Origin of the sequence: Brevibacillus sp. SYP-B805, assembly GCF_011059135.1 — a bacterium.
In the GTDB taxonomy this organism is placed as follows: Bacteria; Bacillota; Bacilli; order Brevibacillales; family Brevibacillaceae; genus Brevibacillus_F.
Map to the genome: position 1 here is coordinate 149,409 of NZ_JAALGD010000007.1, position 21,888 is coordinate 171,296.

Sequence of the window (21,888 nt, forward strand, 5' to 3'; positions counted from 1 at the left end):
GCATTTTTATAAGTAATAATGTATATTAATTCATTATCGTGCATATATTTTCGCGACAGAGAACGTGTTGGCGAGTGGTGGAGAGAGGAGATGGATGGTTTGATGCAGGGGAAGAAAGGATACGGCGCCGGGTACCTTACGCTGGCAGACGGCCGGGTGTTTGCCGGTACCTTGTACGGAGCGCCGCTTGATGCATACGGAGAAGTGGTTTTTCATACAGGCATGACGGGGTATCAGGAGGTTATGACGGACCCGTCGTTTGCCGGACAGATCGTGACCTTCACGTATCCGCTGATCGGGAACTACGGGATCAATGAATCGGATGATGAAGCAAGCGCTCCCGCCTTGTCCGGCATGATCGTCAGTGAATTGTGCGAAGCGCCCAGCCATTTCCGCAGCAAGCGTACGCTCGCCCAGGCTGCCGAACATTTCGGGTTCCCGATTCTGGCCGGCGTGGATACGCGGGACATCACCAAGCTGGTGCGGACCCAGGGCACGGTCTACGGCGTGATCGCCGACAGGCCGCTGACGGCGGAGGAAGTGGCCGTTCATGAAGCGGGGCATGCCAAAGTGAGAAAATCCCTGGTGGCCCGGGTATCCACCCCGAAGCCGATCCATTATGCGGGCAGAAACGAACACGTGGTGCTGGTTGACCTGGGCATGAAGCGTTCCATCCTGGAGTCGCTGCTGGCAGTGGGATGCCGGGTCACGGTGGTCCCGTTCGATACCACCTTTGCCCAAATCCAGGCGTTGAAGCCGGATGGACTCGTCTTTTCCAACGGCCCTGGTGATCCGGCTGATCTTCTGCCCTATTGCGCAGAATGGCGGAAGGCGGTGGAAGCCTATCCGACGCTTGGCATCTGCCTCGGCCATCAAGTGCTGGCGCTGATGTTCAAGGCCCAGACGGAGAAGCTGTTCTACGGCCATCGCGGCAGCAACCATCCGGTGAAGGAACTGACCACCGGCAGCGTGTACATGACCTCCCAGAACCACGGATACGTGGTGAAAGAAGATACCCTTGACAAACGGCAGCTGGTGGTGACCTATCGCAACGTCAATGACGGTACGGTCGAGGGTCTGCGCCATCAGTACCTGCCGGTCATGAGCGTGCAATTCCATCCGGAAGCCCATCCGGGTCCGGATGATACGTCCCATATTTTCAACCAATTCATCCAGTCCATGCGCATCGTAGGAGCGAAACATTATGCCTAGAAACGAACAGATCAAAAAAGTGCTTGTGATCGGCTCCGGCCCGATTGTGATCGGCCAGGCGGCGGAATTTGACTACGCGGGGGCCCAGGCCTGCCTTTCCCTGCGCGAAGAGGGCGTCGAGATCGTACTGGTTAACAATAACCCGGCCACGATCATGACGGACCAGCAGATGGCGGACAAAGTGTACTTGGAGCCGCTCACGGTAGATTCGCTGCGCCGGATTATCGCCAAGGAAAGACCGGACGGCCTCCTCCCGACGCTCGGCGGCCAAACGGGTCTCAACCTGGCTGTTTCCCTGGCGGAAGCGGGCATTCTGGCCGAATACAACGTCCAGCTGTTGGGAACGCCGCTCGAAGCGATCAAGAAAGGGGAAGACCGCGAACTGTTCAAGCAGCTGATGCAGCAGATCGGCGAGCCGGTGCCGGAGAGCGCGACGGTGGAGTCGGTGGAAGCGGCCGTCTCCTTTGCGGCCAGCATCGGCTATCCGGTGATTGTCCGTCCCGCCTACACGCTGGGCGGAGCGGGAGGCGGCATTGCCGACGATGAGGCTTCCCTGCGCAGGGTGGCTGCCGGCGGGATTGCGGCCAGCCCGATCGGACAGGTGCTGATCGAGCGCAGCGTGAAAGGATGGAAAGAGATCGAATACGAGGTGATGCGGGATGCGAACAACACCTGCATCATTGTGTGCAACATGGAAAACATCGACCCGGTGGGGATTCATACCGGCGACAGCATCGTTGTCGCCCCTTCCCAGACGCTGACGGACCGGCAGTATCAGATGCTGCGCAGCGTCTCGGTCAAAGTGATTCGCGCGCTTGGCGTCGTGGGCGGCTGCAATATCCAGTTTGCGCTGGATCCGGCCTCGGATCGCTACTACCTGATTGAAGTGAATCCGCGGGTCAGCCGCTCCAGTGCCCTCGCCTCCAAGGCAACCGGCTATCCGATTGCCAGAATCGCGGCGAAGCTGGCCCTCGGCTACCGGCTGGATGAGGTGATCAACCCGATTACCGGGTACACTTACGCCAGCTTTGAACCTGCGCTGGATTATGTGGTCGTCAAAATTCCCCGCTGGCCGTTTGACAAGTTCCCGCTGGCTGACCGGCTGCTGGGAACCCAAATGAAGGCGACCGGGGAAGTCATGGCGATCGGACGCAATCTGGAAGCGGCGCTGTTGAAAGCCGTGCGGTCGCTGGAACTGGGCTGGACCCATCTGTTCCGCCCGGATTTGGCGGGCAAGACCAGGGAACAGCTGCTGCAAGCGCTCCGCGAGGCAACCGATGTGCGGTTGTTCGCGCTGGCGGAGGCCATCCGGACAGGCTTCACGGAAGAAGAGCTGGCCCGTGCCACCGGTATCGATCCCTTTTACCTGCGCAGTCTGGCCCGCATTGTCTCTCTGGAGCGGGAGCTTGCCGCGTGCGGATGGGAAGAGATGCCGGAAGAGCTGCTGCGCGAAGCCAAGCATCGCGGCTTTGCCGACAAAACCATTGCCGAGCTGACAGGCGTCAGCGTGGAGACGGTGCGCGCGAGACGGGCAGCGCTTGGCTTGAAGCCGGTATACAAGATTGTGGACACCTGCGCAGCCGAATTTGAAGCGCAGACCCCGTACTATTACTCGGCCTGGCAGGGCAGCGACGAGGTGGCGGAGATCGCGAAGCGCAAGGTGCTGGTGCTGGGTTCGGGACCGATCCGGATCGGGCAGGGCATCGAGTTTGACTATTGCTCGGTCCATGCCGCCAAAGCGCTGCAGGCGGAAGGCATCGCCGCGATTGTCGTCAACAACAATCCGGAGACCGTGAGCACCGACTATGAAACCGCCGATCACCTCTACTTCGAACCGCTGACCGTGGAGGATGTGCTGCATGTCGCGGAGCGGGAGCAGGTGGAAGGGGTGATCGTGCAGTTTGGCGGCCAGACGGCGATCAATCTGGCAGAACCTCTGGCCGAAGCGGGGTTGACCATCCTTGGCACACCGCTTGCCTCCATCCATCTGGCAGAAGACCGTGAGCTGTTTTACGGGATGCTGCGCGAACTGGAGATTCCGCACATCCCCGGCGCGGGCGTGACCTCCAAGGAAGAGGCGCTGCGTATAGCTGACGAGATCGGCTATCCGGTGCTGCTCCGGCCTTCGTACGTGATCGGCGGGCAGGGCATGGTGGTTGTCCGGTCCGCCGCCGAGATGGAAGGCGTCATCGACGGATGGCTTACCGACAAGCAGGGGCAGTCGTTTTTCCCGCTGCTGGTGGATAAATATGTCCCCGGCATGGAAGTGGAAGTGGATGCGGTCTGCGACGGGGAAAATGTGTTGATTCCCGGTATTTACGAGCATGTGGAGAAGGCGGGCATTCATTCCGGCGACAGCATGGCGCTTTTCCCGGCACCTACCCTGAGCGCCGGACAGAAAGCGACGCTCGTCTCCTACACGGAACGCATCGCCCGCAAGCTGCAGGCGGTAGGATTGATCAACATTCAATTCGTGGTAAGCGGCGGTGTAATCTACGTGCTGGAGGTAAATCCGCGCGCTTCGCGGACGGTGCCCATCACCAGCAAGGTGACCGGGATCCCGATGGTCCAACTGGCGATCCGTGCCCAGTTGGGAGAGAAGCTGGCGGCGATGGGATACGGTACGGGGCTTCTCGATGACATTCCGTTTGCAGTGGTGAAGGCTCCGGTTTTCTCCACGGTGAAATTGTCGGGTGTCGATCCCGTCCTGGGGCCGGAGATGAAGTCGACCGGCGAGGTGCTGGGACTTGGCCGTACGATCCACGAGGCGGCAGCGAAAGCGTTTCGCTTCAAGGATCAGGCGGTTCCTTCAATGGAGCCGGGGGACTGTCTTTTTCTTTCGCTTGCCGAACCGCATAAGTCGGAATTTTTCCCGGAACTGAAGGTCCTGCAGGAAAAGGGAGTCCGGTTTGTCGCCACCCCTGGCACTGCCCGGTGGCTGCGCGCCCATGGGGCAGAGGTCGTGGCGGAAGCGGCCGATGAGAAGGAACTGCAGCTTCTCTTGCAGACGACGACCATCTCGCTGGCACTGGTGACCGCGACGGTCGGCAACAAACAAGGGCGCAGAGGGTTCGCGCTGCGCAGTCTGGCCCTGCAAAAGGGAATCCCGCTGTTTACCGCATTGGAGACATTTGCGCTGTACGTGCAATCATTACTGGCAAAGGAGCGTGACGGGCATGGAGACTGCCAAGACATTGGTACATTATCAAGCCGTTCAGCCGTCTGAATTCAAGGGGAAGGACTTCCTGCGGGGCGATGAGTTCAACCGCCAGGAGCTGGAATACCTGCTGAAGTTCGCCGGCGAGCTGAAGCGGATGCAGAAAAACGGCCAGCCGTACCAACCGCTGAAGGGCAAAACGCTGGGGATGATTTTCGATAAAGCGTCGACCCGCACGCGGGTCTCTTTCGAGGTAGGCATGTACCAGCTCGGGGGAATGGCCATGTATCTCAACGGGAAGGAACTGCAGCTGGGCCGCGGCGAGCCGATCAGCGATACGGCGAAAGTTTTGTCCCGTTACGTAGATGCCATCATGATTCGCACCTTTGCCCACGCAGGAGTGGAGGAACTGGCGGAGCACGCCACGATCCCGATCATCAACGGCTTGACCGATCTGTTCCACCCCTGTCAGGCGTTGGCGGATTTGCTGACGATTCAGGAACAGAAAGGGAGCCTGCAGGGAGTGAAACTTGCCTACGTGGGGGACGGCAACAACGTCGCCAACTCGTTGGTGCTGGCCGCGACCCTGCTCGGCCTGGATGTGCGGATCGCGACGCCGGCCGGCTATGAGATGGATCAGACAATCCTGCTTCAGGCCCGGCAGTATGCGGATGGCAGCGGCGGCAAGCTGCTTGCCACCACGGATGCGGAACTGGCTGTGTACGGGGCTGACGTGGTTTATACCGACGTGTGGACGAGTATGGGGTTTGAAGCGGAAAACGAAGCGCGGCTCAAAGACTTTGCCGCCTATCAGGTTAATCGTGCATTGACAAACCTGGCCAGCCCGGAGTATATTTTTATGCACTGCCTGCCCGCGCACCGCGGAGAAGAAGTGACAGCCGATGTGATTGACGGCCCGCACTCGGTTGTTTTTGAGCAGGCGGAAAACCGGCTGCACGCGCAGAAAGCAATCATGGCTTCCTTGATAGAATAGATTCCCGGGACAAAAGGACTATTTTGAAATTGAAACGTTCAGACTAGCAATCACCAGTTGCTGAAAATTGTAAAAAAGTAGTAATATAATAGTGGGAAGAAGCTTTGATGTATAGACTGTATCTGGTCGCTTGGTCTATACGGAGCGAGTAGCGAAACCACCCGGAAGCGCGATGATGTACAGGTGGTAAGTTGGTCGCTTAGCCTGTACGGAGCGAGTAGCGAAACCGCCTTCCTCCATACCTGTTAAAAGGAGGGACAAGAGATGAAAAAGCTGTTTGCAGCAATTCTCTTGGTTGCAGGTATCGTGGCTGCGACTTCGGCAGCTTGGAACATCACATAATTGGGATGTTCAAGGAAAAAACACCGCTTTTTTATAAGTGGTGTTTTTTCTCAATATATAGGAGGAATGAAAGTTGTTTATAGATATTATAATCCTTGCTTTTATTGTCGCTTTTTTACGCGGTGGACGCATACAAGAGTTACCAAAATTTGAAAAAGTAATTTTCTTGGTAGCAAGTATAGTCCTACAAATTGGTTCTGCTCTTCTCCCTAAATGGGGAGGCTTTTTCGTATCAATTGCTTATCTATTTACTCTTTTATTCTTTTTCTACAATCGCGAGCATGAGGATATTCGTATATTTCTAATAGGATGGTTACTAAATGCGGCCGTAATATGGGCAAATTTAGGTAGAATGCCCATCGACTTAGAACAGGCAAGAAAGTTACCATATTCTCCTGATCCGATTATAAATGGTGAGGATTTCAAACATAAAATTCTAACAGATGATACTCCACTTTCATTTCTCGCAGACATTATATACATGCCATTCCCGTTAGCGCGTGTAATTAGTATTGGTGATATTTTTATCATGTTGGGAGCATTCTTGCTTGTTCAAAGAATAATGAATAAACCAATCTCACTGATTCGGTTAAGAGAAGGTAAAAATTATGCTGCGAAAAATTGACTATAACGGACTTGGGAAGAGAATACTTGTAACCTTTCTCTATCCTATAATGGCAGGATATATTCTGCTAACTGTTTTACCTTCATGGGAAATACGGGAACACTGGGATATTCTGCTATTCTACTCAGTCCTAACATTAGTGTGTGCTTTTGCACCAGTTAGTACGTTAAAAGCAACACTAACACTTAGTGGTGCTGTTATTTTTTCCGGAATTCTAATGTATGGAACATGGGCGGGCATTTGGTCAGCATTTCTGGAGACATTAATCATTTCCTTTCTCTTTAAATCACCGCTTCCAAGAATATTAGCGAATGCTGGACAATTAATATTAACTGCTTGGATTACTGGACTGGCAAAAAACTTATTGGACACGATATCGTTACCAAATATTACTCGAAGATCTTTTTTTAATCCTTATTTTCTGGTTTTCTAATACATTATTTTGTGCAATCGGTATCTCCTATTTTTTAAAAATTGATTGGTTGACCGTATTAAGAAGTATGATTAAAAGTGGAACTATGACTTACATCCTCTTTATGCTCCTTGGAGGTGTTGGGTCCCGATTTGTGTCCGCTTTTGGTCTTCAATCATTAATTCCATTGGGCGTTTTCTTTATAATTATTCGACTCGTTTTCCACCAATACTTCGATAACCTGAACAAGCTCGAACAAAAAGTGGAAGAAATCAAATCCCTCAACCATTCTTTCCTGACCGCGCTTGCTGCATCCATCGACGCCCGGGACCCTTATACGAGCGGCCATTCACAGCGGGTGGCGCATTGGGGAAGGGAGATTGCCAACGCGATTGGCCTTCCCAAAGACCAGGCGGACAAGGTTTACTTCGGCGGAATCTTGCATGATATCGGCAAGATCGGAATCGAGGATGGAATCCTGAATAAAGAAGGAAATTTATCCGACGACGAATTCGAACGAATTAAGCAACATACCGTGATTGGCTATGATATCGTAAAGCAGGCGGGCGTCTTCGAAGAGCTGCTGCCAGCCGTCCGTTCCCATCATGAACGAATCGACGGGAAAGGATATCCCGATGGGCTGCGCGGGGAAGAGATCCCGCTTGTTGCCCGAATACTGGCCATCGCGGATGCTTTTGACGCGATGGTATCCAATCGCCCGTATCGGCAGGGGATGCCGGTGGAATTGGCCCTGCTTCAGATCGAGCAAGGGGCTGGGACCCAGTTTGACAGCCATTTGGCAAAAGAATTCGTCCGGCTGGTCAGACAGATTCCGGAAGACGAGTTAAACAGGATCCTTGGACAAGGCGGGTTTAAGCGACAACTGAAACAGTTGCAGGAGGCTGTTCATTGACGATTCGAAAGCGGATCGGGATTGGACAGCCTCCGTTTTGTTTGATGAAAAGGGGGATGGATGTTCTCGGGTAAGGCTAGCGGGTGCCTTCTCTCCATACCCGCTTGACCGAGCAATTTTCCCCGTCAACTGTAACCACATAGACATCCGGATTGGTTAACCGTTGCCATTCGGCAAATCCAAAGGAATCATCGAAATGCTTCAACAACAGCGTCATCAGGCAGCCATGGGTCACCAACAGGGTAACGGGAGCCGCCCCGCGCATGACTTCTTCTGCTACGGCGGCAGCCCTGTTCATGGCGGTTCGGCTTGATTCCCCGCCCGCCCAGCACAGGTCCAGATCGTCAAACGATTCCCGGAGCCGTTCCAGCCAGTCCGGCAAATCCCCTTCCGCCAACACCCGCTCCGCCAGCCGGTCATCCATTATCAACGGGAGCCGCTTTTGATCCGTCAAGGGCTGAATGGACTGCCTGGCCCGTAGAAACGGGCTGGTGATGATCTGATCAATCGCCATTCCTTGAAAGAAATCGGCCAATTCCTGCGCCTGGGCCATGCCTTCGGGGGTCAGCGGCGCGTCGGGCTCCTGACCAGCCGCCTTGCAATGCCGGATCACGTAAAGCTGTTTCACAGCCAATCTCCTCCGATTCCACATTTTGTCATACTACCAGTATATATCCCGGGTTGAGAGGTGACCATGCCGGGTTTGTCAGATTTTCACGGCGCGAAACGGATAGAGAAAGTAATTGTATTTTTATAAATCTACATGTATAATTAATCACAAACAGTACCTGATGAGGAGAGAGGAACCGATGGCGAAAGAAAAGATTGTGCTGGCATACTCCGGAGGTTTGGATACCTCCGTTGCGATCAAATGGCTGCAAGAAACATACAATTACGATGTCATCGCGGTAGCGCTGGACGTCGGGGAAGGAAAAGACCTCGACTTCGTCCAGCAGAAAGCGCTGAAAGTCGGCGCCATCAAATCGATCATCGTGGATGCCAAAGAAGCGTTTGCCCAGGAATTCGTGCTTCCCGCCCTGAAGGCCAATGCCCTGTATGAAGGCAAATATCCGCTTGTCTCCTCTCTCTCGCGCTATCTGATCTCCCGTGTGCTGGTGGAGATTGCCGAGAAGGAAGGGGCGGTGGCTGTCGCGCACGGCTGCACCGGTAAAGGGAATGACCAGGTGCGCTTCGATGTGTCGTTTACCGCGCTCAATCCCCATTTGAAGATCGTCGCACCGGTGCGCGAATGGGGCTGGACGCGTGACGAAGAGATTGAGTACGCGAAGAAACACGGGATTCCCATCCCGATCGATCTGGATAACCCCTACAGCATCGACCAAAATCTCTGGGGAAGAAGCTGCGAGTGCGGGGTGCTGGAAGATCCGTGGGCGGCTCCGCCGGAAGGGGCTTACGATCTGACCAAGTCGATTGCCGATGCGCCGGAGCAGCCGGAAGAGATCGAGATCACGTTTGTCAAAGGAACGCCAACCGCCCTCAACGGGGAGGAGCTTCCGCTGTCGGAATTGATTCTGAAGTTGAACAAAATCGCCGGCAACCATGGCGTTGGCCGCATCGACCACGTGGAAAACCGTCTGGTCGGCATCAAGTCCCGCGAAGTGTACGAGACGCCGGCGGCCACCACGCTCATCCTGGCCCACCGCGAGTTGGAGTTCCTGACACAGCCGCGCGAAGTGGCGCAGTTCAAGCCGATCATCGAGCAAAAGCTGGCGCAGGTGATTTACGAGGGGCTCTGGTATTCGCCGCTGTGCAACGCGCTGCAGGCCTTCATTGAAGAAACCCAGCAGTTTGTGACGGGCGTTGTCCGCGTGAAGCTGCACAAAGGAAATGCCATCGTGGTAGGAAGAAAATCGGCCTCTTCCCTGTACAGCCATGAGCTGGCCACCTATGCGGCGGGCGATACATTCGACCATAAAGCGGCGCTCGGCTTCATCAAGCTGTGGGGCCTGCCGACTCAAGTCTACGCCCAAGTGAATGATGGCGTGCTGAAGCAGAAAAAGACGGAAATCAAGATCGTGAACGAAAAGGAAGCGGTTGTGCAATGAAACTGTGGGGCGGACGCTTTACGAAACCGACCAATCAGCTCGTGGATGAATACACAGCGTCCATCTCGTTTGACCAGCAGATGTGGCGGCAGGATATCGTCGGCAGCCTGGCCCACGTGGCCATGCTCGGCAAGTGCGGCATCCTGCCGATGGATGAAGTGAAGGCGATCATTGCCGGGCTGAAAAAAGTAAAGGAAAAGATCGAGCGGGGGCAGGCGCAATTCCTGATCGCCCACGAAGATGTTCATATGAATATCGAAAAGATGCTGATAGAGGAAATCGGCCCGGTCGGAGGGAAGCTGCATACCGGGCGCAGCCGCAACGACCAGGTGGCGCTGGATATGCACCTCTACCTGCGGGAGAAGCTGCTGGAGATCATCCAGTTGGCGATGTACCTGCAAAAGGCGCTGTTGGAGCAGGCGTCCCAGCATCTGGATACCGTCATGCCGGGCTATACCCATTTGCAGCGGGCACAGCCGGTGCTCTTCGGCTACCATCTGATGGCGTATGTCTCCATGCTGCAGCGGGATATCGAGCGGATGCAGGAAGGCTGGAAGCGGGTCAATCTCCTCCCCCTTGGGGCCGGAGCGCTTGCGGGTACCACCTTCCCGATCGACCGGGAATTTGTGGCAGAACTGCTCCAGTTCGACGGAATCTATCTCAACAGCATGGATGCGGTCAGCGACCGGGACTTCATTGTGGAGTTTCTGGCGAATGCATCGCTGATGATGGCCCATCTTTCCCGTCTGTGCGAGGAGCTGGTCATCTGGAGCAGCCAGGAGTTCTCCTTCGTCGAACTGGATGATGCGTTCTGCACGGGCTCCAGCATCATGCCGCAGAAGAAAAATCCCGATGTGGCCGAACTGGTGCGGGGGAAAACGGGCCGCGTGTACGGTAACCTCGTGGGTCTGCTGACCGTCCTGAAAGGGCTGCCGCTGGCCTACAACAAAGACATGCAGGAAGACAAAGAGGGCATGTTCGATACGGTTGCCACCCTGCATGGCGCACTTGCGCTCCTGACACCGATGATTCAAACCATGCAGGTGAAGCGGGAACGCATGCGCCAAGCGGTGACGCAGGACTTTTCCAATGCGACCGATCTGGCGGATTATCTGGTGCGCAAGGGGATGCCGTTCCGGCAGGCGCATGAAGTGGTAGGCAGAGCCGTGTTGTACTGCATCGAGCAGCAGAAATATTTGCTGAACTTGACCATGGAAGAGTTCCACAGCTTTTCCGCGCAGATCGAGCCGGATGTCTACGAGGCGCTCGCCGTGGAGACGGTGGTGAATGCGCGCAATGTACAGGGCGGCACGGCGCGGCAGCAGGTAGAGAAACAGATTGCACAGGCTCAGGAGTGGATCAAGCATACACAGGTGTGGATCGACCGGACCAGCCAGAAGGTGATGATTGAGTCGCTGGTGGACGTCGGATCGCCCGCCTGAAACCGTCCAGGAAAAAACCTCCAGTACATCCGAGTGGATGCGCTGGAGGTTTTGGCGTTTGGAGAGCCGCCATGTTTGTGACAAAAAAATGGGCGAACGAACACGGAGCAGTATGAAATCAGAGGCACATGCGCAGAATCTCGGCCACGTCTTCGGCCTGCAGTTTCCTGAATTTGCCGATGGGGCCGAACGATGTGGCTTTCTGCGCCATCAACTCGATATGTTCGTCGCCGATCCCGTAATCGGCCAGACGGGCAGGAGCCCCGATCCGTTTGAAAAATTCCGCCGTTTTCTCGATCCCTTCCAGCGCGACCGCATCATCCGTTTTGCCGGCAGGCTCCACTCCCCACACCTGGATGGCGAAACGTTTGAAGCGCGGCACGTTCTCGCGGTACACATAGCGCATCCATTGGGGGAAGATGATCGCTAGGCCGCCGCCGTGCGGAATATCATAGACGGCGCTGACGGCATGCTCGATCGCATGCGTGGCCCAGTCGGTCTCCACGCCCATCGGCAGGGTGCCGTTTAACGCCATGGTTCCGCAATACATCAGATTGGCTCGGGCATCGTAATCCTCTGGATTGGCGAGAGCTTTCTCGGCATTCTCGATGACGGTCAGCAGAATGGACTCCGCAAAGCGGGTCTGCAGCGGAATGTTCTCGGTATGGGAGAAATATTGTTCAAATACATGGGACATCATGTCGCAGATGCCATAGACGGTTTGATCTTTCGGCACCGAGAAGGTATGCTCGGGGTCGAGAATGGAGAAGGTCGGAAACGTCGTGCCTGCTCCGTACTTTTCCTTCGTCTCCCAATTGGTTACCACGCTTCCCCGGTTCATCTCCGAACCGGTTGCGGCCAGCGTCAGCACCGTGCCCAAGGGAAGGGCATCTTTCGCAACCGCTTTCCGCGTGTAGAAGTCCCACACGTCCCCTTCATACACGGCGCCGACCGCGACGGCTTTGGCCGCATCAATCACACTGCCTCCGCCTACGGCCAACACCCAGTCGATCTTTTCCCGGCGGCACAGCTCGATGCCTTTATAGACGGTCGTCAGGCGCGGATTGGGCTCGACGCCGGGCAGCTCCGCGACATGGCATCCCTGCTCGTTCAGGATGGCCATCACCTTGTCGTACAGTCCGTTCCGTTTGATGCTGCCTCCCCCGTAAACAAGCAGAATCCGCTTCCCCAACTTCTCCACTTTATCGCCCAGGCGGGAAAGCTGTCCTTTCCCGAAAAGAAGTTCCGTCGGATTATGATAAACAAAATTGTTCATGCGATTTCCCCTTTCTGTCATATTCTTACAAGTTTACAATACCGCATTCGCAATCATGGCTGCAATCGGTGCGGCACATCCGCAACATGACGATTTCATCAGGAAAACAGACGGGAAGAATCCCGACCGAATCGACAAGAAATGAGAGATTTAGGGGATATCATTGCCGGATCGCGATGGTATAATAGGAGCGACAGTCGTTTTTTCTGCCAGCTCTTGTCACATCGGCGGGGTTCCGGTGTCGAATTCATGGGATCTTCGCATAACCTCCCATAGAAACTGCTAGGATGTGATAGTCTTGATCGAAATGTTTGACGTATGGAAAACCTATCCCAATGGGACCAATGCCTTAAAGGGAATCAATATCCGCATTGAAAAAGGCGAGTTTGTCTACGTGGTCGGTCCGAGCGGCGCCGGTAAATCCACGTTCATCAAGCTGATGTATCGGGAAGAAAAGCCCACGAAAGGCCAAATCTTTCTGGGTGGGTTTAACGTGAGCCGCATCAAGGAGCGGCAGATTCCCATCGTCCGGCGCAGCATCGGCGTGGTCTTTCAGGACTTCAAGCTGCTGCCCACGCTGACGGTCTACGAGAATGTCGCTTTTGCGATGGAAGTGATCGAGGCGCCGCCCAAGCTGATCAAGCCGCGCGTCATGGATGTGCTTGGACTGGTGAAACTGAAGCACAAGGCCAAGATGCTCCCCAGCGAGCTGTCCGGCGGGGAACAGCAGCGGGTTGCGCTGGCACGGGCTCTGGTGAACAATCCGGGGATCGTCATCGCCGACGAGCCGACGGGGAACCTGGACCCGGAGACATCATGGGAGATCATGAAGCTGTTTGAGGAGATCAACCAGCGCGGCACGACGGTGGTCATGGCTACCCACAACCGCGAAATTGTGAATACGATGCGCAAGCGCGTGATCGCCATCGAGGCGGGCCAGATCGTCCGCGACGAGCAGAGAGGGGAATACGGCTATGAAGATTAGAACGATCGGGCGCCATGTGCGGGAAGGGGTAAAAAACCTCGGCCGAAACGGCTGGATGACGTTCGCATCAATCAGTGCCGTAATGATTACGCTGCTGATCCTGGGCGTCTTTCTGCTTTTGGCCATGAATGTAAACTATGTGGCGCAGACCATTGAAAAGCAAGTAGAGATCCGGGTGTTTCTGGATGTGCTGGCGGATAAGCCGGCTATCGACCAGGTAGAGTCACAGATCAGGGCTATCCCGCAGGTGGAGTCGATCAAATTTGTGTCCAAAGAAGAAGGGCTAAAACAGTTCAAGGAGAGCCTGGGGGAAAAGGCGTATCTCTTCGAAGGCCTGGAGAAGGAAAATCCGCTGCCCGACTCTTTTGTCGTGAGAACAAAGCTGCCGCAGGATACAGCGGCGGTGGCCAAGCAGATCCAGCGCCTGCAGTATGTCAGCGGCGTCAACTATGGCGCCGGAACCGTGGAGAAGCTGTTTGCAATCACCTCCACGGTTCGGAACGTCGGCATCGTCTTTATCGTTGGCTTGGCGTTTACCGCCATGTTTTTGATTGCCAATACGATCAAGCTGACGATCGTCGCCCGCAGACGGGAGATCGAGATCATGAAGCTGGTCGGGGCCACCAACTGGTTCATCCGCTGGCCGTTCTTCGTGGAAGGCCTGCTGATGGGCGTTACCGGGGCACTGGTGCCGATTATTCTTCTGAGCGTCAGCTACTACTATCTGCTTGATGCGATGAAAAGCAACATCACCTTGACCATATTCAAATTGTTGCCACTGTTTCCGCTCGTGTATCAAGTGGCACTCGCGCTAATCGTCATCGGCGCGTTTATCGGCATTTGGGGCAGCCTGGTGTCTGTCCGCCGTTTCTTGCGTGTGTAAAAAAAGTGGGGAGGGGAAGTATGAGGAAGAAGATCTTGCTGACCGTCATGCTGGCTGGCCTGCTTGCGGGCAGCGCTCTGCCGGCAAGTGTGGGCGTGGCCGCAAACAAAGCGGCGTCCCTGGCGAAGATCAACAAAGAATTGGAAGCAATCCGGCAGAAGAAGCGCGCCCAACAATCGCAGGTAAATGAAATCGAACAACAAATTAAGGTTATTAAAAATAAGCGGGAAGATCTGGAGAACGAGTTGATGGCCATCGATCTTCGCCGCAATGAAACCCAAAAGAAACTCGACCAGCTGGAAAAGAAGATCGATGAAACGACACAGAGAGCGGCGGAAGCGCAGGAGCAGCTGGATCAGGCGGAAGAGCGTGTCGCGAAGCGGGAGGGCCTGTTGAAATCGCGCGTCAAATCGATGTATGAGCGAGGCAATGTGTCGTATCTCGAAGTGCTTCTCGGCGCCGCCGACTTCGGCGATTTTTTGACCAGAATGCAGGGATTGCAGTTGATTCTGGAGCAGGATACCCGCATACTGGAAGATAATCTGCGGGACAAGGAGACCATCGCCAAGAAGAAAAAGGAAATCGAGCAGCTCCTGGCCAACTACGAGAACATGTATGCCCAGGCGGAAGCGCTGAAGGCGGAGTTGGACAAGCAGTTCAAACACAGCACCGTGATCAAGGCGGAGCTGGAGAAGCAGGAGGAACAGCTGCACGAGATTGAACAGGAAGAAGAACAGAAATTGCTGGAGATTGCACAGCAGGAAGCCGCCAAGGTTGCCGAACGAAACCGGCTGCAGTCTGTCAGCAGCTACAAGGGCGGAAGGCTGGCGCTGCCGATCCCTGAGGGCAGCTTCCGTTTCACCTCCGGCTTTGGCATGCGCACAGACCCGTTTACCGGAAAGTCAGCTGGGCATAATGGAGTAGATATGGCTGCGCCGCGCGGAACCCCGATTCATGCTGCGGCAGACGGGATCGTCATTTTTGCGGGGTATTCCCGTGGATTTGGGAATACCGTCATGATCAAGCATAACGAGGAGATCACGACGTTGTACGGACATATCCGCGAGGGCGGTATCAAAGTGCATGTGGGACAAGCCGTGAAACAAGGCGACGTCATTGCGGAAGTCGGCTCCACCGGCCGTTCGACCGGAAACCATCTCCACTTTACCGTCTACAGAAACAACGTTGCTGTTGACCCGATGGGGTACCTGCGCTAGCGGAACCAGACAAATATTGTGCTTCCCGATTGCATACACTAGCTGCATAACTTTTCCAGCGGAAGCACAAAGGATGGTGTAAGAGTGATGAGATGGAATGGACGTACGGTGCTTGCGCTCGTTCTCGTTTCCATGATGGCAAGCAGCCTGTTCACGATGGCTTTTCTGAAAGGCTCCACTCCGGCAGCCAGCCTGCTGACCGTGGGGGCAAGCAGCAGCCAGGATTACCCGCAGGAATTCTCCAAGCTGTATGAAGCGTTTGAGATTATCAAACGGGAATACATTCAGAATGTGCCGAACGACAAGCTGGTCGAGGGCGCGATCGACGGCATGATCAAGACCCTGGACGATCCTTACACCGATTACATGAGTCCGGAGGCGGCCGAACAATTTAATGAATCGCTGGATTCGACCTTCCAGGGGATCGGTGCGGAAGTGACCATGCAAAACGGCCGCGTTACCATCGTGTCGCCGTTCAAGGGTTCTCCCGCGGAGAAAGCCGGTCTGAAGCCCAACGACCAGATTTTGAGCGTCAACGGCGAGTCGCTGGAAGGCCTGGATCTGTATCAGGCGGTCCAAAAAATCAGAGGTCCCAAAGGTTCCAAGGCGGTGCTGAAAGTGCTCCGCTCCGGTGTGGAGGAACCGCTGACGATCGTCTGCATCCGCGATGAAATCCCGATCGAGACGGTGTACAGCGAGGTCATTACGCAGGATGGTATGAAATTCGGCAAGATTGAAATCACCCAGTTCTCTGCGGAAACGGCCAAGCATTTCGCCGAGCAGCTCGACAAGCTGGAAAAGCAGGGCATCAAGGGGCTGGTGATCGACGTTCGCGGCAATCCGGGCGGTTATTTGCTGGCCGTGAAGGAAATCGGCCAGCTGCTGATTCCGCATCAGGGCACGATCGTGAAGATTGTGTACGGCGACAATGCCAAGGGAGAGGAAGAGATCCGTTCTACCCTGGACAAGGCGAAGCCGTATCCGATCGTGATGCTGGTGGACAACGGCAGCGCCAGCGCCTCCGAGATTCTGGCGGGCGCCATGCGCGACAGCGGCGGCTATAAGCTGGTCGGCGAAAAAACGTTCGGCAAAGGTACGGTGCAAAATACCGTCGAGATGAAGGATAAGAGCCAGATCAAGCTGACCATCGCCAAGTGGCTGACGCCAAAGGGCGAATGGATTCACAAAAAAGGGATCGAGCCGGATTACAAGGTTGACCAGCCGGCGTTCTTCAAGGCGGCGCCGCTGCCGCAAGACAAGGTGCTGCAGCGCGATATGGCCGGAGCGGAAGTGAAGAACCTGCAGGTGATTCTGGAAGGCCTTGGCCTCGGGCCGGGACGCAGCGACGGCTATTTCGACGCCAGGACGGAAGACGCGGTCAAACGTTTCCAAGCCGGTAAAAAGCTGCCGGTAACCGGCAAGGTGGACCAGAAGACCGCCGCAGCCATCCAGGAGGCCATCCTGGCGGAAATCCGCAACCAGAAGAACGACAAACAGCTCCAGAAGGCGCTGCAGGTGCTGGAGGAGCAGGCGAAAGCGAAATAAACCGGCGCTGGAAGGCAGGGAATCGGTCCGTTGCTGTCGAAAGAAAACCACGGTAGTTCCACCGTGGTTCGGACGATGACAAACTTCTGTCTGGGGCATGGAGTAATGGGGGCCAGGCAAGCTCCTTTGACGACCGGCTCAGCGAAGAAACAAAGACGCGGGAGCACAGGGGGCGTGAGTCTCACATCCCTGAAACACCCAGATGTTGAGCCCCCTGCCCGCGTCGCGTTTCGGAGCGGACATTGCAGGCTTCTTTGCGGGTCGTGAAGAGAGCGAGCAGGAACCATTACCCATGCGAGAAAAGGACTTTGTCTGCACACTGAAACCACGGTAGTTCCACCGTGGTTTTCGTTCTTTATTGCGCGTAAGCGTCGTAAGCTGGGGGGATCGGCTTGACAATGGGTTGGAATTTGCTGCTGAACGTTCTCAACAGCATGGGTTGGTTTTTGTTAAACCCGCTGATGTACGTATTTGTCCTGTTCATTTACCTGCACTATCGCCGGCAGATGGTCATGGAACGGCAGCTCTTCGCCGTTCGCATCCACGCGCCGCTGCTGCAGACCATCCGGGCGGTGGGCATGGGGCTTGCCGGAGGAGCGGCCGCCTCGGTCGCGGCCGGTGCGTTGGGCATCGCGGTGCAGGAGCGGGATCTGTGGATGCTGTGGATGCTGGCAGCCGCCTTGGCCCTGTTTCGCCTGCGCTTTCTCTGCATGGCTTACGCGGCGGGGATCCTGACGCTGCTGCACGGAATGGCGCTTCTGCTGCCCGCGCCATCTTCCCAACAGGGGATCGGCGTCGTGGTGGGGTGGCTGCGGGATGTGGCGCCGGTACCGCTCTTGGGCATGGTTGCGATCCTCCACCTGGCTGAAGCGCTTCTTGTGCGCTGGAATGCCGGGCGGGACGCGTCCCCCCTTTTTTTGGAGGGAAAACGGGGCCGGATTATCGGCGGCTTCCAACTGCATTCCTTCTGGTTGACGCCGCTGGTGCTGCTGGTTCCGGTCGCGCCGGGAAGCGGATGGAGCGGGGCTCTTTTTCCCGGATGGCCGCTCTTTGCGCCGGAGACGGATTCCTTTGCGCTGCTGCTTCTTCCGGCGGTAACCGGCTTTTCCGATATCACCACCACGATGGTTCCGGTTCACAAGGCCCGGGTGATTGCCCGTCAGCTTGCCTGGTACGCGTTGGTGCTGCTTGCAGTATCGTATGCGTCGGTCTGGGTGCCGCCTCTCACCGTCGTTGCGGCCCTTGTCGCGATCGTCGGTCATGAAGGGTTGTTCTGGCTCAGCCAGCGGCGGGAGAAAAACGCGCCCCCTGCCTTTATCCAGTCGGCTGACGGCGTCAAGGTGCTGGCGGTCATCCCCGGGACGCCGGCGGAGGAGATGGGGATCAAACCGGGGGAAGTGATTGTAAAGGTGAACGGCATTCCCGTTCGGCAGAAAGAGGACCTGTATCCGGCCCTGCAGGCGAACCCGGCTTTTTGCAAAATGGAAGTCCTCACGCATGACAAGGAAATCAAGTTCGTCCAATGCGCCGTTTATGCGGGGAACCACCATCAGCTCGGCATCATTGTCGTCCCGGATGCCAGCACGCAATATTACGTGGATCTCCGCCGGTTGGGCGTGGTGCAGCTGCTGAAGCAGCGGTTGAAACGCCTGCGCATCGGGGCATAGGACGGACAGATGAGCAGGATGAAAATGCAAAAACAGGACAGGCCATGATGATCCATCATGCAGCCTGTCCTGTAATGTTTTTCAATGGTTCTTTACGCGATTCCTTCGGCTTCAAACCCGGTAATCTGGTTCAGCTTCAGCCGCGTGTTGTCGCTCAGCACAAACTCGACCAGCCCGTTTTTCATGCTGACGGCGGAGATGGTGCCGGTTTTCTCGCTGCCATCCGTGTCCGTGTAGGTAACCTTGTAGCCGATCATCTGGGCATATTTCAGGGAGCTGTCCATCGGCACGCTGTCGGGTTTGACGGTTACGCCGGTGATATCCTCGGAGGCGATGGTGGTGCCGTCGTTAAGCTGGATGCTGACTTGGCCGTCTTTCATGGCAAATCCGGCGATCACCCCGTCTTTGGTCTCATATACGGTTGTCACGTCGTTGGTGGTATCCGGATTATTGTCGGCATCCACCTCGCGGGCCACCCGGTAGGTGACATGCATGCCGACCATGTCCGCATATTTCAGGGTGCTGTCCATCAAGGTGTCATTAAACACGCCGGAGGAATCCATCCCGTTTACCTGCTCGCGCGGCACCAGGTCTTCGCCGATCTGGAAGTAAATTTTGCCGTTATCCATTTTCACCGCGTTGATCGTGCCCGTTTTTTGCTCCCGGGTCTCCTCGCCGGTGATGTCGTCCTTCGTCACCTTTTCATAGCTGGCCGTTCTGCCGATCAGCTCTTCATACTTCCGGATGGTGAGCAGGCTGTTGTTCGATTCCTCCATCAGCGTCTGGATTTTGGTCAGCCGCTCCACCATGGTCAGCATGGAGGTTTGCTGGAGAAACTGATTGTTGTCCATCGGCGAGAGCGGATCCTGGTATTTCAGCTGTTCCAGCATCAGTTTCATGAAGGCGTTCGAATCCAGTTCGCTGGAAAACTCTTTTTTATTTTTATAGCTGTACGCCGGGTTGATCAAGGAAGTGGTATTGCTTACGGTATCAGCCATGTGGGTTCCTCCTGTCGCACGGGAGATCTGTCCGCAGAGATTCGCTATTTGATTATCGGCCAAAAAGTGGGAAGGCTACAGACAAACATTTGTTCGAATCCGGGGCTTATTTTTGGATTTTTTGTGCTATAATGGGTAGTGATATGGCAAAGGAGATGAACGGGTTGATGGATCGTTTTCAATTGGTGTCCGAGTTTGCGCCGTCGGGCGACCAGCCGACCGCGATTGCAGAACTGGTCGAAGGAGTCCTGCAGGGCAAACGCCACCAAACCTTGCTGGGAGCGACCGGAACCGGCAAAACGTTTACCGCGGCGCATGTGATCGCGCAGGTGAACAAGCCGACGCTGGTCATGGCCCACAACAAGACGCTGGCTGCCCAACTGGCCGCCGAGTTTAAAGAGTTTTTCCCGCACAACGCCGTCGAATACTTCGTCAGCTACTACGATTACTACCAACCGGAAGCATATATCCCCCAGTCTGACACCTATATCGAAAAAGACTCGAGCATCAACGATGAGATCGACAAGCTGCGCCACTCCGCCACCAGCGCCCTGTTTGAACGGCGGGACGTGATCATCGTGGCCTCCGTATCCTGCATTTATGGATTGGGTTCGCCGGAAGAGTACCGGGAACTGCTCCTTTCCCTGCGGGTCGGGATGGAAAAGAGCCGCGACGAAGTGCTTCACCGCCTCGTCGACATTCAATACACCCGCAATGACATCAACTTCACGCGCGGAACCTTCCGCGTGCGCGGGGACGTGCTGGAGATTTTCCCCGCCTCCCACAGCGAGCAGGCGATTCGGGTCGAGTTTTTTGGGGATGAGATTGAGCGGATTACCGAAATCGACGTGCTGACCGGGGAAATCCTGGGCACCCGGGAGCACGTGGCTATTTTCCCGGCTTCCCACTATGTGACCCGGGGAGAAAAAATGAAGCGGGCCATCGCCAGCATCGAGGCGGAGCTGGAAGAACGCCTCGCCGAGCTGCGGGCCGCGGGCAAGCTGCTGGAGGCTCAGCGGCTGGAGCAGCGCACCCGCTATGACATCGAGATGATGGCGGAAATGGGCTTCTGCTCCGGGATCGAGAACTACTCCCGCCATCTGACGGGACTGCCGCCGGGGCATCCGCCTTACACGCTGCTGGACTACTTCCCGGACGATTTTCTCCTGATCGTCGACGAGTCTCATATGACGCTGCCGCAGGTGCGCGGCATGTACAACGGGGACAAGGCCCGCAAAGACGTGCTGGTGGAGCACGGTTTCCGCCTGCCGTCCGCTCGGGACAACCGGCCGCTCAAGTTCGAGGAATTCGAAGCCAAGATTCCGCAGGCCATCTATATCTCCGCCACCCCGGGGCCGTACGAGCTGGAGCATTGTCCGGTGCTGGTCCAGCAGGTGATCCGCCCGACCGGTCTGGTGGATCCGACGATCTCGGTGCGCCCGATCAAGGGGCAGATTGACGATCTGATCGGCGAGATCCGCGCCACCATCGCGAAAGACGAACGGGTGCTGGTCACGACGCTGACCAAGAAGATGGCGGAGGATTTGACCGATTACCTGAAAGAGATCGGCATCAAGGTGCGCTATCTCCACTCCGACATCAAGACGATCGAGCGGATGCAGATCCTGCGGTCGCTCCGTCTGGGCGAATTCGATGTACTGGTCGGGATCAACCTGCTGCGGGAAGGGCTGGACCTGCCGGAGGTATCGCTGGTTGCCATCCTCGACGCCGACAAAGAGGGGTTCCTGCGCAACGAGCGCTCGCTGATCCAAACGATCGGGCGGGCGGCGCGCAACGCGGAGGGACGCGTCATCATGTATGCCGACAAAATCACGGATTCGATGCGGGCCGCCATTCAGGAGACGGAACGGCGCCGCAACATCCAGATCGCCTACAACGAAAAGCACGGCATCACGCCGCAGACGGTGAAAAAAGCCGTGCGGGACGTGATCGAAGCGACCCGCGTGGCCGAAGAGAAGGCGGATTACCTGCCGCACGCCGATTTCAAGAAACTGTCGAAAAAAGACCGCCTGCAGGTTATCGAGCGGATGGAAGAGGAAATGAAGGAAGCGGCCCGCAACCTGCTGTTCGAACGAGCCGCAGAGCTGCGTGACCTGATCCTGGAGCTGAAGGCGGATCTATAAGGAGAGATAA

At 55.9% G+C, this 21,888-nt stretch carries 17 protein-coding genes; 14 read left to right on the plus strand and 3 right to left on the minus strand.

Features of this window, described 5'->3' with window-relative positions; translation table 11 throughout:
* The first annotated feature begins 90 nt into the window (after positions 1–90).
* The 6 genes from G3578_RS10950 to G3578_RS20915 all read left to right on the plus strand — a co-directional run bounded on the left by G3578_RS10950 (position 91) and on the right by G3578_RS20915 (position 7,655).
* Positions 91–1,212: a carbamoyl phosphate synthase small subunit gene (locus G3578_RS10950; RefSeq protein ID WP_481752738.1), complete on the plus strand. Its 1,122-nt coding sequence runs from the start codon at positions 91–93 to the stop codon at positions 1,210–1,212.
* Positions 1,205–4,438 carry a carbamoyl phosphate synthase large subunit gene (locus tag G3578_RS10955; protein ID WP_165212561.1) on the plus strand — a complete coding sequence of 1,078 codons (3,234 nt, stop codon included), beginning with the start codon at positions 1,205–1,207 and terminating at the stop codon, positions 4,436–4,438. The genes G3578_RS10950 and G3578_RS10955 overlap by 8 nt, the downstream gene beginning before the upstream one ends.
* Complete coding sequence (gene argF, locus G3578_RS10960) at positions 4,389–5,363, plus strand: ornithine carbamoyltransferase (protein ID WP_165212563.1); 975 nt, start codon at positions 4,389–4,391, stop codon at positions 5,361–5,363. The genes G3578_RS10955 and argF overlap by 50 nt, the downstream gene beginning before the upstream one ends.
* Positions 5,364–5,778: 415 nt before the next feature.
* A complete protein-coding gene (locus G3578_RS10965) occupies positions 5,779–6,330 on the plus strand; it encodes a DUF5317 domain-containing protein (RefSeq protein WP_165212565.1) in 552 nt (183 codons plus the stop codon).
* Positions 6,314–6,763 carry a hypothetical protein gene (locus tag G3578_RS20910; RefSeq protein WP_241254571.1) on the plus strand — a complete coding sequence of 150 codons (450 nt, stop codon included), beginning with the start codon at positions 6,314–6,316 and terminating at the stop codon, positions 6,761–6,763. The genes G3578_RS10965 and G3578_RS20910 overlap by 17 nt, the downstream gene beginning before the upstream one ends.
* A 241-nt stretch (positions 6,764–7,004) precedes the next feature.
* Entirely contained in the window at positions 7,005–7,655 is a 651-nt protein-coding gene (locus G3578_RS20915; RefSeq protein ID WP_346773997.1) for an HD-GYP domain-containing protein, read from the plus strand.
* A gap of 76 nt (positions 7,656–7,731) precedes the next feature.
* Here the strand turns inward: G3578_RS20915 and G3578_RS10975 are convergent, their stop codons facing one another.
* Positions 7,732–8,283, minus strand: a complete 552-nt coding sequence (locus tag G3578_RS10975) for a histidine phosphatase family protein (protein WP_165212567.1) — start codon at positions 8,281–8,283, stop codon at positions 7,732–7,734.
* 181 nt (positions 8,284–8,464) lie between these two features.
* Here G3578_RS10975 and G3578_RS10980 point away from each other — a divergent pair, with 181 nt between their 5' ends.
* The gene (locus G3578_RS10980; protein WP_165212569.1) at positions 8,465–9,721 is read left to right on the plus strand and encodes an argininosuccinate synthase; all 1,257 of its coding nucleotides are present in this window, start codon (positions 8,465–8,467) and stop codon (positions 9,719–9,721) included.
* On the plus strand, positions 9,718–11,163 hold the full coding sequence (argH, locus tag G3578_RS10985; RefSeq protein ID WP_165212571.1) for an argininosuccinate lyase: 1,446 nt from the start codon (positions 9,718–9,720) through the stop codon (positions 11,161–11,163). Before G3578_RS10980 ends, argH begins: the two co-directional genes overlap by 4 nt.
* A gap of 118 nt (positions 11,164–11,281) precedes the next feature.
* On the opposite strand, the gene G3578_RS10990 is transcribed toward argH, so the two are convergent.
* The gene (locus G3578_RS10990) at positions 11,282–12,439 is read right to left on the minus strand and encodes an iron-containing alcohol dehydrogenase (protein ID WP_165212573.1); all 1,158 of its coding nucleotides are present in this window, start codon (positions 12,437–12,439) and stop codon (positions 11,282–11,284) included.
* Between the two features lie 298 nt (positions 12,440–12,737).
* Between G3578_RS10990 and ftsE the strand changes: the two genes are divergently transcribed.
* The 5 genes from ftsE to G3578_RS11015 all read left to right on the plus strand — a co-directional run bounded on the left by ftsE (position 12,738) and on the right by G3578_RS11015 (position 18,736).
* Positions 12,738–13,424, plus strand: coding sequence for a cell division ATP-binding protein FtsE (gene ftsE, locus G3578_RS10995; RefSeq protein ID WP_165212575.1), 687 nt, complete (start codon positions 12,738–12,740; stop codon positions 13,422–13,424).
* Positions 13,414–14,307: a permease-like cell division protein FtsX gene (ftsX, locus tag G3578_RS11000; RefSeq protein WP_165212577.1), complete on the plus strand. Its 894-nt coding sequence runs from the start codon at positions 13,414–13,416 to the stop codon at positions 14,305–14,307. The genes ftsE and ftsX overlap by 11 nt, the downstream gene beginning before the upstream one ends.
* A gap of 20 nt (positions 14,308–14,327) precedes the next feature.
* Positions 14,328–15,524 (plus strand): murein hydrolase activator EnvC family protein, encoded by a 1,197-nt coding sequence (locus G3578_RS11005; RefSeq protein ID WP_165212579.1) that lies wholly within the window; start codon positions 14,328–14,330, stop codon positions 15,522–15,524.
* 87 nt (positions 15,525–15,611) lie between these two features.
* Positions 15,612–17,069, plus strand: a complete 1,458-nt coding sequence (locus G3578_RS11010; protein ID WP_165212636.1) for a S41 family peptidase — start codon at positions 15,612–15,614, stop codon at positions 17,067–17,069.
* Between the two features lie 398 nt (positions 17,070–17,467).
* Positions 17,468–18,736 carry a PDZ domain-containing protein gene (locus tag G3578_RS11015; RefSeq protein ID WP_165212638.1) on the plus strand — a complete coding sequence of 423 codons (1,269 nt, stop codon included), beginning with the start codon at positions 17,468–17,470 and terminating at the stop codon, positions 18,734–18,736.
* Between the two features lie 92 nt (positions 18,737–18,828).
* Here G3578_RS11015 and G3578_RS11020 read toward each other — a convergent pair whose 3' ends face one another.
* Complete coding sequence (locus G3578_RS11020; RefSeq protein WP_165212581.1) at positions 18,829–19,734, minus strand: flagellar hook assembly protein FlgD; 906 nt, start codon at positions 19,732–19,734, stop codon at positions 18,829–18,831.
* Between the two features lie 167 nt (positions 19,735–19,901).
* Here G3578_RS11020 and uvrB point away from each other — a divergent pair, with 167 nt between their 5' ends.
* Complete coding sequence (gene uvrB, locus G3578_RS11025; protein WP_165212640.1) at positions 19,902–21,878, plus strand: excinuclease ABC subunit UvrB; 1,977 nt, start codon at positions 19,902–19,904, stop codon at positions 21,876–21,878.
* The last annotated feature ends 10 nt before the right edge of the window (positions 21,879–21,888 follow it).

Coding starts and splice junctions, on each gene's coding strand:
- G3578_RS11015 (WP_165212638.1), top strand. CDS start 17,468: ATGGGTTGGAATTTGCTGCTGAACGTTCTCAACAGCATGGGTTGGTTT.
- G3578_RS10990 (WP_165212573.1), bottom strand. CDS start 12,439: ATGAACAATTTTGTTTATCATAATCCGACGGAACTTCTTTTCGGGAAA.
- argF (WP_165212563.1), top strand. CDS start 4,389: ATGGAGACTGCCAAGACATTGGTACATTATCAAGCCGTTCAGCCGTCT.
- uvrB (WP_165212640.1), top strand. CDS start 19,902: ATGGATCGTTTTCAATTGGTGTCCGAGTTTGCGCCGTCGGGCGACCAG.
- ftsX (WP_165212577.1), top strand. CDS start 13,414: ATGAAGATTAGAACGATCGGGCGCCATGTGCGGGAAGGGGTAAAAAAC.
- G3578_RS10980 (WP_165212569.1), top strand. CDS start 8,465: ATGGCGAAAGAAAAGATTGTGCTGGCATACTCCGGAGGTTTGGATACC.
- argH (WP_165212571.1), top strand. CDS start 9,718: ATGAAACTGTGGGGCGGACGCTTTACGAAACCGACCAATCAGCTCGTG.
- G3578_RS20910 (WP_241254571.1), top strand. CDS start 6,314: ATGCTGCGAAAAATTGACTATAACGGACTTGGGAAGAGAATACTTGTA.
- G3578_RS10950 (WP_481752738.1), top strand. CDS start 91: ATGGATGGTTTGATGCAGGGGAAGAAAGGATACGGCGCCGGGTACCTT.
- G3578_RS11005 (WP_165212579.1), top strand. CDS start 14,328: ATGAGGAAGAAGATCTTGCTGACCGTCATGCTGGCTGGCCTGCTTGCG.
- G3578_RS10955 (WP_165212561.1), top strand. CDS start 1,205: ATGCCTAGAAACGAACAGATCAAAAAAGTGCTTGTGATCGGCTCCGGC.
- G3578_RS11010 (WP_165212636.1), top strand. CDS start 15,612: ATGAGATGGAATGGACGTACGGTGCTTGCGCTCGTTCTCGTTTCCATG.
- G3578_RS11020 (WP_165212581.1), bottom strand. CDS start 19,734: ATGGCTGATACCGTAAGCAATACCACTTCCTTGATCAACCCGGCGTAC.